We start from the raw sequence: 11,912 nt of genomic DNA, 5'->3' as shown, positions 1-11,912 counted from the left end.
TCATAAATATTTGCATAAATGCGAAAAAGAAGTGGACATTTATACAAAATGTGCTATACTTACCATGGAGGTGCTGGAAGATGATCAAAGCAGGGATAATAGGGGCCACAGGGTATGCGGGCAGCGAGCTGGTGCGGATACTTATGGGCCACAGGGAGGCGGAAATCGTATGGTACGGCTCCCGCAGCTATATAGACAAAAGGTATCATGAGGTATATCAGAACATGTTCCGGATCGTGGATGACGTGTGCAGGGACGACGACCTGGAGGAGCTGGCGGAGCAGGCGGACGTGATCTTCACGGCTACGCCCCAGGGATATCTGGCGGGGCTTTTGACGGAGGAGATATTGAAAAGGGTAAAAATCGTAGATTTATCTGCGGATTACCGCATCAAGGACGTGGCGGTGTACGAGAAATGGTACGGCATAGAACATAAATCCCCCCAGTTCATCCCGGAAGCCGTCTACGGGCTGTGCGAGCTGAACCGGAACCAGATCACGGCCTCCACCAGGCTGGTGGCCAATCCGGGCTGCTATACAACTTGCTCCATCCTCACGGCGTACCCGCTGGTGAAGGAGGGGCTGATCGACGTGGACACACTGATCGTGGACGCGAAGTCCGGGACTTCCGGGGCGGGGCGGGGGGCCAAGGTGCCCAATCTGTTCTGCGAGGTGAACGAGAACATCAAGGCCTACGGGGTGGCCGGCCATCGCCATACGCCGGAGATCGAGGAGCAACTGGGGTATGCGGCGGACCGTGAGGTCACGATCAATTTCACGCCCCATCTGGTTCCCATGAACAGGGGCATCCTGGTGACGGAGTACGCGAAGCTGAAAAGGGCCGCGGACGGCGCGCTGCCCACGTATGAAGAGATCCGTGCCGCCTACGATAAATATTATGCGCGGGAGAAATTCGTGCGGGTGTTGGATAAAGGCGTCTGCCCGGAGACAAAATGGGTGGAGGGCAGCAATTATGTGGACATTAATTTCGTCATAGACGAAAGGACAGGCCGGGTCATCCTGATGGGAGCCCTGGACAATCTGGTGAAGGGCGCGGCGGGACAGGCGGTGCAGAACATGAACCTGCTGTTCGGATTGGAGGAGAGCCAGGGGCTGGAGCTGGTGCCCTGCTTCCCGTAAAAGGCGGGTAAACGTATAGATTTAGGCGATTGAGCGAGGGGGGTGGCGTGATGGAAGGGGGCGGAAATCAGGATTTTACCGGTTTTCTGTCAGAGAGATTCAGAATCGAGCGGGAGAGGTTCGACCGCTCGGGAGTATATGCGTACACACAGCGCCTGCTTGCCTACAACTCAAATAAGATTGAGGGGAGCACGCTGACAGAGGAGCAGACGGCCTCGCTGTTCGACAATGGAACGCTGCCCAGATCGGAGGACTATTACAGGGCGAAGGACGTGGAGGAAATGAACGGACATTTCCTGATGTTCAACAAAATGCTGGATACCATCCGCCAGCCCCTGTCCTCCGGGCTGATAAAGCAGTTCCACTATGAGCTGAAGTCGGGCGTGTTCGAAGACCGGGCCAACGGATATGCCATCGGAGACTACAAAAAGAGGCCGAATATGATTGGCATCTATCAGACGGTCAGGCCTGAAAATGTGGAGGCCGAGATGGATCGACTGATGGAATGGTATCATGGCAAGGCGCCGGACATTGCCGTGTTTGCTGAGTTCCACGCCAGATATGAGAGCATCCACCCGTTTCAGGACGGCAACGGCAGGACAGGCAGGCTGATTCTTTTCCGGGAATGCCTGAAAGGCGGAATCGTGCCGGCAGTGATTGAGGATGCGAACAGGAATGAATATCTGGAGGCGTTGAAGGATTACAGAGAGCGGGAAGACCTGGATAAGCTGGTTGGGCTGCTGCGCAGGGAGCAGGCGTTTTACCTGGACAAATGCCGGTACTTCATGTAGGGCGGCCCGGCGACGCAGGCGTATGAGGATGCCGGAAAGCCGATGCCGCGGGCATCAGTTGTCTGGAAACCGGAAGCGGATTTTCGTAAAAAAAGGAGTGGAAAATGGGAGAGAAGCTTACGAAAGAGACAGCGCGGATCATGGACGAAAGGTTCGGCTGCGACAGCCTGCTGGCGCTGGCCACGGTGGATGAGGGGAAACCCTATGTGCGGACCGTGGACGCTTACTATGAGGACGGGGCGTTCTACATCGTGACCTATGCCCTTTCCAACAAGATGCGGCACATCGGGAAGGAGCGGTCCGTGGCGGTCTGCGGCGACTGGTTCACGGCGCAGGGCATAGGGGAGAATCTGGGGCATGTGAAGGCGGAATGCAATGCGCAGATTATGGCAAAGGTCAGGACAGCCTTCGCCGCGTGGTATGACAACGGGCACACCGATGAGGAGGATCCCAACACCTGCCTCCTGCGGGTGCGCCTGACCGAGGGCGTGCTGTACCATCACGGAACCAGATATGACATCGATTTTACTGCATGAACTTTCAGGCATGAACTTCATGACAAAAAAGCATTGTCCTTTCAGCGGAAACGGTGTATACTGGTAAAGCCTGTGGCAGATGCCGGATATTGGCAGAAGGATATCAGCGCCCGGGCCAGACAAAGGGAAAAGACAGGGAAAGAGATGAACGATAAAGCGTTTACAATCAAGACCATGACAATAGAGGATTACCAGGGGCTCTACGCCCTGTGGAAGACCATCCGGGGCTTCGGCATGCGCAGCATAGACGATTCCAGGGAGGGCGTGGGGCGCTTCCTGGAGCGCAATCCCGCCACCAGCGTGGTGGCCATGAGCGGGGAAGGCGAAATCGTGGGCGGGATACTCTGCGGCCATGACGGCAGGCGGGGCTGCCTGTACCATGTGTGCGTCCGGGAGGACTGGCGCAGACAGGGCATCGGCAAGGCCATGGTGGTCTACTGCATGAACGCCCTGAAGGCGGAGCATATCAACAAGGTCAGCCTGATTGCCTTCACGGCCAACGACGTGGGGAACGCTTTCTGGAAGCGCATCGGCTGGACCAGGCGGGAGGATCTGAATTATTACGATTTTACGCTGAACGAGGCGAATATTACGGCGTTCAACCGGTGAGCCTTTGTCTATGATGCGGACAGGGGAAGATTGTGGTGGGAGATTTGGAGCCGGGAGAGGTTAGGGAGGTACATACATGAAACAGATAGAAGGCGGCATCACCGCGGCGAAGGGCTTCCAGGCAGCAGGCGTGGAGGCGGCCATAAAGTATCAGAACAGAAAGGACATGGCGCTGGTCTACAGCACTGTGCCCTGCGTGGCGGCAGGGACTTTCACTGCGAACGTGGTGAAAGCGGCTCCGGTTATCTGGGACAGGAAAATCGTGGAGGAATCCCCTTATGCCCAGGCGGTCGTAGTCAACTCCGGCATCGCGAACGCCTGTACCGGAAAGCAGGGGATGGACTGCTGCCGGGCGGAAGCCGAATGTGCGGGGGAACTGCTGGGGATTCCCGGAGATGCCGTGCTGGTGGCCTCCACGGGAGTCATCGGCATGCAGCTGCCCCTGGACAGATTGAAGGAGGGCATCCGGAAGCTGACCGAGACGAAAGCGGAGGGGCCGGAGGCCGGGGCGGACGCGGCAAAAGCCATCATGACCACGGACACTGTGCCCAAGCAGATTGCCGTGGAATTTGAGCTGGGCGGCAAAAAAGTCACCCTGGGCGGCATGTGCAAGGGCTCCGGCATGATCCATCCCAATATGTGCACCATGCTGGGGTTCCTGGCCACGGACGCATGCATCTCAAAGGAGATGCTGCAGAAAGCCCTGCGGGCCGATGTAGTGGATTCCTTCAACATGATATCCGTGGACGGCGACACCAGCACCAACGATACCCTGCTGATTCTGGCCAACGGCCTTGCGGGCAATGCTCAGATTGCGTCCGAGGGCCCGGACTACGATGCCTTCTGCCAGGCCCTGCACTTCGTCACCACCTATCTGGCGAAGAAAATGGCAGGGGACGGAGAGGGCGCTACGGCCCTGTTCGAGACCAAGGTCACCGGCGCCGCCACCAAGGAGGATGCCAGGACTCTGGCGAAATCCGTCATCTGCTCCTCCCTGACCAAGGCGGCCATCTTCGGCCACGATGCCAACTGGGGCCGGATTCTCTGCGCCCTGGGCTATTCCGGCGCGAAGTTCGACCCGGAAAATGTGGATCTCTATTTCCAGAGCAGGAGCGGCCGGATCCATATCTATGGAAACGGCGTGGCCTGTGGCTACAGCGAGGAGGAGGCCACGAAGATCCTGTCCGACCCGGAGGTCACAGTCCTGGCGGACATGCATATGGGAGAGGAAGAGGCCACCGCCTGGGGTTGCGATTTAAGCTATGATTACGTAAAAATAAATGCGGATTACCGTAGCTGATTTCCTGTGCCGCAGCAGGCGGTATGACGGGAAGCCATGCGCTGCCGTCTGCGAATGGCGCGAAATGTAATAATCGACAGAGAATTGGAGACAATCAGAAAGGAAACAATACCATGGAAAAGGACATGGAGAAAGTGCTGCAGAAGGCGGAAGTCCTCATCGAGGCCCTGCCGTACATCCAGCGGTTCAACCGCAAAATCATCGTCGTGAAATACGGCGGCAGCGCCATGAGCAATGCGGAACTGCAGAAAAACGTCATCAAGGACGTGACGCTCCTGAAGCTGGTGGGCTTCAAGCCCATCATCGTCCACGGCGGCGGCAAGGAGATCAGCCGATGGGTGGGCAAGGTAGGGAAGGAGTCCACCTTCGTAGGGGGCCTGCGGGTCACGGACGGGGAGACCATGGAAATCGCCGAGATGGTGCTGAACAAGGTGAACAAGGACCTGGTCACCATGGTGCAGGAGTTGGGCGTGAAGGCCGTGGGAGTCAGCGGCAAGGACGGCGGCCTGCTCCAGGTGGAGAAAAAATATTCCGACGGCCAGGACATCGGCTTCGTCGGGGAAATCACCCATGTGAACCCCAAGGTGCTATACGATTTACTGGAGAAAGATTTCCTTCCTATCGTAGCCCCCATCGGCCTGGACGACCGTTTCCAGACCTACAACATCAACGCCGACGATGCGGCCTGCGCCATCGCCAAGGCTGTGAACGCGGAAAAGCTGGCATTCCTGACGGATGTGGAGGGAATCTACAAGAATTACGAGACCAGGGAGGGCTTCATCTCCAGGATCACGGCGTCCCAGGCGGACGAGCTGATATCCGGCGGCTTCATCGGCGGCGGCATGCTGCCCAAGCTCAACAACTGCACCGCTGCCGTGCACGGCGGCGTGAGCCGCGTCCATATCCTGGACGGCAGGATTCCCCACTGCCTGCTGCTGGAGATTTTCACCAAGCAGGGCATCGGCACCGCCATCATAGACGATGAAGAGGCAGAGTAAAAAAGGAAAGCACGGCACAAAGAGGGGCACGGACGCGGCATAGAAGGACATGCGGCGCAAAGCACAAGCGAACAGCGGGAGCGTAATAAGGAGAGAATGACTATGAACATGCAGGAATACATCGATGAGGCGGAGCAGTCCCTGCTCCACACCTACAACCGTTACCAGATTGTCATCGAAAAGGGAAAGGGCGTCTATCTCTACGACACTGACGGCATAAAATACCTGGACTTCGTGTCCGGCATCGCCGTCTTTGCCCTGGGCTATGGCAACAAGGAGTACAATGATGCCCTAAAGGCCCAGATAGACAAGGTGATCCACACCTCCAACTACTACTACAACATGCCCGCTATCCGGGCGGCGAAGAAGCTGAAGGAGGTCTCCGGCATGGACAGGGTCTTCTTCACCAATTCCGGTGCGGAGGCTGTGGAGGGGGCCATCAAGGCCGCCCGTAAATACGCCTATCTGAAGGACGGCACCACAGACCATGAGATCATAGCCATGGAGCATTCCTTCCACGGCAGGACCTTCGGAGCCCTGTCCGTCACCGGCACCCCCAAGTACCGGGAGCCCTTCGAGCCCATGATCGGCAACGTCAGATTTGCCCGAATGAACGACCTGGCCAGCGTAGAGGAGCTGATAAACGACAGGACGTGTGCAATTATTCTGGAGACCGTCCAGGGCGAGGGCGGCCTGGTGCCCGCCACCGAGGAGTTCCTGAAGGGGGTGAAGGCCCTCTGCGAGGAGCGGGACATCCTGCTGATCCTGGACGAGATCCAGTGCGGCATGGGCAGGACGGGCCATATGTTCGCCTGGCAGCGCTACGGCGTGAAGCCGGATATCATGACCACGGCCAAGGCCCTGGGCTGCGGCGTGCCCGTGGGGGCATTCCTGATGACGGAGAAGGTGGCGGCGAATTCCCTGGCGGCGGGAGACCACGGGACCACCTACGGCGGCAACCCGCTGGCCTGCGCCGCAGTGGAAAAAGTGCTTGATTTATTCGGGGAGAACCATATAATAGAGAATGTGAGGGAGGTGGCGCCCTATCTGGAGCAGCGCCTGGAGGAACTCAAGGAGAAATACGACTGCATTACAGAGAGGCGGGGAACGGGCCTGATGCAGGGCCTGGTATTCGACTGCCCTGTGCGGGACGTGATCGAGCGTGCACTGGAGAACGGATTGCTGTTGATCAATGCGGGTGCGGACATCCTTCGTTTCGTGCCGCCCCTTATCATCTCGAAGGAGAACGTGGACGAGATGATCGAGATATTGGAGAGCTGCATCGAGCCGTCCGAAGAGGACTGAGGACAGGCGCGATGCCGATAGTACAGTAGGAGTTTGGTATGCATCTGAAAAAGAGACTGACCGCAGTGGCTGCCGTGCTGGCCATGGGGACGGCCGTTTTATACGGAAGCACCTTCGCCGCGGGGGACGCGGAGGAGACAGGAGTTCCCATGACATGGGGGAGCGAAAAAGAGACGATTTATTTCTGGTATTCCGATGAAGGGATGACGAATTTCATCAACAGCGCCGCCGTGTCCTTCGGCGAGCGGGAGGGCGTGCGGGTCATCCCCGTGCCGACCTCGGAGGGCGAGTACCTGGAGGCAATCAGCCAGGCCTCCGCCGGTGACCTCCAGGTGCCGGACGCCTACCTGATCGGCCACGATTCCCTGGAGAAGGCCTATCTGGCAGGCCTGGCCACCCAGGTGCAGGATCTGGAGGGGATCTGCAACGAGGCGAATTTCCCCCAGGCGGCCCTTTCGGCGGTGACCTATCAGGGGATGCGGGTGGCATATCCCCTCTGCTTTGAGACCAGCGCGCTGCTGTACAATGAGACCTATCTGCGCGAATGGGCTTCCCAGAGCGCCACGAAGGAGCTTCTGGAGTCCGGCGAGGCCCAGGAGGATCCGGGGGAGGATTCTTCCGGGATCCAGGTGGACGAGACATTGCTGGCCCAGAAGACGGAGGAGTATTTCCAGAGCGCGGTGCCCGCTACGGTGGACGATATCCTGCACATCGCGGATACCTTCGATGTGCCCGAGGGCGTGGAGGGCGTCATGAAATGGGATGTGTCGGACATCTTCTACAACTACTGGATCGTGGGGAACTATATGATCGTAGGAGGGGACGCGGGGGACGACAGCTCGCTGATAAATATCGCCAATCCGGAGACGATTCAGTGCCTGGAGGTCTATAAGGCCCTGAACCAGTTCTTTTCCATAGAGTCCGATAAAGTGGACTACGAGACCGTCATAGAGGATTTCTGCCAGGGGAAGCTGGTGTTCACCATCGCCACCACGGACGCGGCGGCCAGGCTGGCCCGGGCGAAGGAGAACGGGGAGATCGGATTTGACTACGGGATAGCCGTGCTGCCCCAGGTGAGCGGGGAGCTGAAGAGCCGCACCATGTCCGTCACCACTGCCGTGGCGGTGAACAGCTACTCCAGGAACCAGGCGCTGGCCAACCGCTTTGCGGCCTATCTGGCAGGGGAATGTGCCGAGACCCTGTACGACAGGACGGGGAAGGCGCCCGCCTGGCTGGGGACGGAGGAGGACGAACCGGGTCTGCAGATTTTCAGGCAGGCTTACGGGGACAGCATCCCTCTGCCGAAGATGATGGAGACGGGGAATTTCTGGGTGCAGCTGGAGAGTCTGTTCTCCAAGGTATGGAACGGGGCGGACGTGACGGCGCTGGTGCAGGAGCTGGCGGCGCAGATACAGCTGCAGATAGACGCCTCCAGGTAGGCGGACAGGGCGCATATTTTTCCAATCATGGGAGACACTGTAAGAGAAAGCAGGAAAAGGAAGGTGGAACCCATGATTGGATTTTTTATTGCATTGATCTCCGGGGCGCTGATGAGCGTACAGGGCGTGTTCAACACACAGGTCACAAAGGCCTCCAGCATCTGGACGGCCAGCGCCTTCGTGCAGCTGTCGGCGCTGGCGGTCTGTCTCGGCGCCTGGGCCTGCACGGACAGGAGCAATCTGCTGCAGGTGTTCCGGGTGGAGCCCAAATACATGCTGCTGGGCGGCGCGATCGGCGCTTTCATCACCTATACCGTCATCAAGAGCATGGACATGCTGGGGCCTGCCAGGGCGGTGATGCTGATCGTGGTGGCGCAGCTGGCGGTGGCTTACGTAATCGAGCTGTTTGGATGGTTCGGCGTGGAGAGGCAGCCCTGGGAGTGGCGCAAGGCCATCGGGATGGCAGTGGCGGTGGCCGGTATCATCATTTTTAAATGGAAAGTGTGAAAAGACTTTCTGAGCGGCCTAAATACGTCCGCTAAGAAAACCTATGTTTCACCCGGAAGAATGCCCGAAGTGAGGGCATTCTTCCGGGAATCTCCCCCTACATATCTTTGAGGAAACATATCAGAAATATTTTCATGAAGATTTCTGAAAGCCACTTGTAAAAACCAAAGCTTTCCTATACAATAAAAAGAGTCAGCATAGAGAGGCAATCCCTTTTCAAGGACCAGCGTGGAACTGGAAAGGAAAGGGACTATGATGAAAAAAAGGTATCTTGGAATCGTATGCCTGATAACGGCATGCGCGTTGTTGTGTTGCGGCTGCGGCGATAAGGGCACGGCGATTCTCATCGGGGAGACGAAGGAGGCGGCGGACGTCCCGGCGGAAGGGGAGCAGGAGGCGTCCCGGGCATCGGGACAGGCGGGGACCGCGGCGCAGTCCGCAGCTTCGGGCGAAACCGCTTCTGAAGCCCGGGATACGACGATTCGTGTCTATGTGTGCGGCGCGGTGGCAAATCCCGGCGTGGTGGAAATCCCACAGGGAAGCCGTGTGGAGGATGCACTGGAGGCGGCAGGCGGCTTTGGGGCCGAGGCCGGGCGGGAGGCCGTGAACCTGGCGGACTGGGTGTCGGACGGCCAGAAGCTGTATTTCCCAAAGGAGGGAGAGGCCGTGGAGGAGTCCCAGGCCCAGTCCGACAGCGCATCGGGCCTGGTGAACATCAACACCGCCGACGCGGCGGCGCTTTGCACGCTGCCGGGAATCGGGGAGAGCAGGGCCCGGGATATCATCTCCTACAGAGAGGCCAACGGCGGGTTCCAGGCTTGCGAGGACATCATGAAGGTATCCGGCATCAAGACGGCGGCATACGAAAAGATAAAAGACAAGATAACGGTAAAATAGAAATCAGAAACGGCAGGGGAGCGACATGGCGAAAAAGAGGGCATTGGTGGTAGACGACGAGAAGCTGATCGTGAAAGGAATCCGATTCAGCTTAGAGCAGGACGACATGCAGGTGGACTGCGCCTATGACGGGGAGGAAGCCCTGGAATACGCCCGGGCCAATCAGTACGACATCATCCTGCTGGACGTGATGCTGCCAAAGCTCACCGGCTTCGAGGTCTGCCAGCAGATTCGCGAGTTCTCCAGCGTCCCCATCGTCATGCTCACGGCCAAGGGCGAGGACATGGACAAAATTCTGGGGCTGGAGTACGGCGCCGACGATTATATCACCAAGCCCTTCAACATCCTGGAGGTAAAGGCCCGCATCAAGGCGATTATGCGCCGCATGGAGCCCAAGCGCATCATGGGGGAGGCGGCTGCCTCGAAGACCGTGGAGCATGGGGACATGCGGCTGGACTGCGAGGGCAGGCGGGCCTTCATCGCCGGGCGGGAGATCGGGCTTACGGCCAAGGAATTCGAGCTGTTGGAGCTCCTGATGGCCAATCCGGACAAGGTGTACAGCCGGGAGAACCTGCTGCACCTGGTCTGGGGCGCGGATTACCCCGGGGACGTGCGCACGGTGGACGTGCATGTCAGGAGGCTTCGGGAGAAGATAGAGCCCAACCCCAGCGAGCCCAGGTATGTGCATACGAAGTGGGGCGTGGGCTACTACTTCCAGATTTGAGCGTGGGCATGTAACTTGACCGGAACCGGAGTAGGGAAAATGGTGGCAAAAATATTCGGAGAGCTGAGAGCATTTCTTTCTTTGCGCAGCTTGCAGACGCGTATCTTCCTGGTGGTGCTGGTGGCGGGATTCGTGCCCAGCGTCATCATGCGATACGGAATCCTGGGCAACTATGAGGAGCGCTCTGTACAGCAGCGCATTTCTACAGTCCAGAACCAATTGATGATTGTGGGAAACCATCTGATCAGCAATAATTATTTCAATACAAAGCCGGAAGGCTATACCAGCAGCGTGTACAGGGACGTGATCGACGCGGAGCTGGAAATGATATCGAACCTGTACGAGGGCCGGGTCATGATCATAGACTCCGGCCTGAAGGTGCTGAAGGACACCTACGGGCTCAGCGAAGGGAAGACCATCATCTCCGAGGAGGTGATCAAGTGCTTCCAGGGGCAGGTCACAAGCAACTATGACAGGGAGCACGGCTATATCGAGATGACGACGCTCATCACGGACGCCAGCAGCGATACCGGGGAGATCATCGCGGTGATGCTGACCAGCATCTCCAACGAAGCCATTATGACGAACATGGAGGTGCTGGGGCGCAAGGCGTTGATTCTGGAGAGCCTGATGATCGTGATCATCACGGCCATGGCGATCGTGCTGTCCGTGGTGATGACCAGGCCCTTCAGCCGGGTGTCCCAGGCCATCAGCGAGGTGAAGGCCGGGTACAGGGAGGAAAGCATCTCCGTGCCGGGCTATGCGGAGACCGACCATATCGTGGAGGCCTTCAACCAGCTGCTGAAGCGCATGCGGGCCCTGGACAATTCCAGGCAGGAGTTCGTGGAGAACGTGTCCCATGAGCTCAAGACCCCTATGGCCGCCATCAAGGTGCTGGCGGACTCCCTGCTGGCCCAGAGGGACGCTCCGGCGGAGCTGTACCGGGAATTTTTGGAGGACATCGCCTCGGAGATAGACCGGGAGAACCAGATCATCACGGACCTCCTGGCCCTGGTGAAGATGGACAAGAAGGCCCAGGAGCTGAACATCGCCTCGCTGGACATGAACGACCTGGTGGAGCTGATTTTGAAGCGCCTCCGCCCCATCGCCAGGAAAAAGGACGTGGAGGTGGTCTTCGAGAGCATGCGTCCTGTGGTGGCCGAGGTGGACGAGGTGAAGATGACCCTGATCATGACCAATCTGGTGGAGAATGCCATCAAGTACAATAAGGAGCACGGCCGGGTGAGGGTGGAGCTGGATGCGGACCACCAGTACTTCATCTTCCGGGTCAGTGATTCCGGGCTGGGGATTCCGGAGGACGCTCTGGCGCATATTTTTGAACGGTTCTACAGGGTAGACAAATCCCATTCCAGGGAAATCGGCGGCACAGGGCTGGGGCTGGCCATCACGAAGAGCTCCGTCCTGATGCACAGGGGCAGCATCACCGTGTCCAGCATCGAGGGAGAGGGGACCAGCTTCACGGTGAAGATCCCCCTGACGTATACGGCCGGCAGCGCGGCTTTGGAAAAAGGGTAAGTTTTCTGGGAGGATAGGAAGTGGCGGAATGAAGAAAATAACAGGGTGTCTGCTGGCATGGATGTGCCTATTGCTGCTCGTGGCCTGCGGGCGGGAAGATGCGGAAGAGACAGACCGGATGAAGGTCTATT

Annotated in this window: 12 protein-coding genes; all 12 read left to right on the top strand. The window is 58.2% G+C overall.

The genetic code is table 11. The annotated features are described in order from the left end of the window. The first annotated feature begins 80 nt into the window (after positions 1 to 80). The 12 genes from argC (at position 81) to Q2B33_RS07975 (ending at position 11,781) form a co-directional block, all read left to right on the top strand. A complete protein-coding gene (argC, locus tag Q2B33_RS08030) occupies positions 81 to 1,139 on the top strand; it encodes an N-acetyl-gamma-glutamyl-phosphate reductase (RefSeq protein ID WP_300571785.1) in 1,059 nt (352 codons plus the stop codon). Positions 1,140 to 1,189: 50 nt separating this feature from the next. Beyond that, on the top strand, positions 1,190 to 1,930 hold the full coding sequence (locus Q2B33_RS08025; protein ID WP_300571786.1) for a Fic family protein: 741 nt from the start codon (positions 1,190 to 1,192) through the stop codon (positions 1,928 to 1,930). Between the two features lie 104 nt (positions 1,931 to 2,034). Further along, positions 2,035 to 2,466 carry a pyridoxamine 5'-phosphate oxidase family protein gene (locus tag Q2B33_RS08020; RefSeq protein WP_300571787.1) on the top strand — a complete coding sequence of 144 codons (432 nt, stop codon included), beginning with the start codon at positions 2,035 to 2,037 and terminating at the stop codon, positions 2,464 to 2,466. Positions 2,467 to 2,568: 102 nt separating this feature from the next. Next, complete coding sequence (locus Q2B33_RS08015) at positions 2,569 to 3,075, top strand: GNAT family N-acetyltransferase (protein ID WP_300571807.1); 507 nt, start codon at positions 2,569 to 2,571, stop codon at positions 3,073 to 3,075. Between the two features lie 76 nt (positions 3,076 to 3,151). After that, a complete protein-coding gene (argJ, locus tag Q2B33_RS08010; RefSeq protein WP_300571789.1) occupies positions 3,152 to 4,375 on the top strand; it encodes a bifunctional glutamate N-acetyltransferase/amino-acid acetyltransferase ArgJ in 1,224 nt (407 codons plus the stop codon). Positions 4,376 to 4,488: 113 nt separating this feature from the next. Then, the gene (gene argB, locus Q2B33_RS08005) at positions 4,489 to 5,373 is read left to right on the top strand and encodes an acetylglutamate kinase (protein WP_300571791.1); all 885 of its coding nucleotides are present in this window, start codon (positions 4,489 to 4,491) and stop codon (positions 5,371 to 5,373) included. Between the two features lie 102 nt (positions 5,374 to 5,475). After that, positions 5,476 to 6,678 carry an aspartate aminotransferase family protein gene (locus Q2B33_RS08000; RefSeq protein WP_300571792.1) on the top strand — a complete coding sequence of 401 codons (1,203 nt, stop codon included), beginning with the start codon at positions 5,476 to 5,478 and terminating at the stop codon, positions 6,676 to 6,678. A 38-nt stretch (positions 6,679 to 6,716) separates the two neighbouring features. Then, positions 6,717 to 8,117 (top strand): extracellular solute-binding protein, encoded by a 1,401-nt coding sequence (locus Q2B33_RS07995; protein WP_300571794.1) that lies wholly within the window; start codon positions 6,717 to 6,719, stop codon positions 8,115 to 8,117. Between the two features lie 72 nt (positions 8,118 to 8,189). Then, a complete protein-coding gene (locus Q2B33_RS07990; RefSeq protein WP_296464959.1) occupies positions 8,190 to 8,624 on the top strand; it encodes a DMT family transporter in 435 nt (144 codons plus the stop codon). 252 nt (positions 8,625 to 8,876) lie between these two features. Beyond that, complete coding sequence (locus Q2B33_RS07985) at positions 8,877 to 9,521, top strand: helix-hairpin-helix domain-containing protein (RefSeq protein WP_300571797.1); 645 nt, start codon at positions 8,877 to 8,879, stop codon at positions 9,519 to 9,521. A 25-nt stretch (positions 9,522 to 9,546) separates the two neighbouring features. After that, entirely contained in the window at positions 9,547 to 10,245 is a 699-nt protein-coding gene (locus Q2B33_RS07980) for a response regulator transcription factor (protein ID WP_296464955.1), read from the top strand. A 90-nt stretch (positions 10,246 to 10,335) separates the two neighbouring features. Next, positions 10,336 to 11,781, top strand: a complete 1,446-nt coding sequence (locus tag Q2B33_RS07975) for a HAMP domain-containing sensor histidine kinase (RefSeq protein WP_330688372.1) — start codon at positions 10,336 to 10,338, stop codon at positions 11,779 to 11,781. Positions 11,782 to 11,912 lie beyond the last annotated feature (131 nt).

Origin of the sequence: uncultured Acetatifactor sp. (genome assembly GCF_948601915.1) — a bacterium.
Classification (GTDB): domain Bacteria; phylum Bacillota; class Clostridia; order Lachnospirales; family Lachnospiraceae; genus Acetatifactor.
The sequence above is the reverse complement of the archived record's forward strand: the minus strand, read 5'-3'. Positions and strand labels throughout refer to the sequence as shown.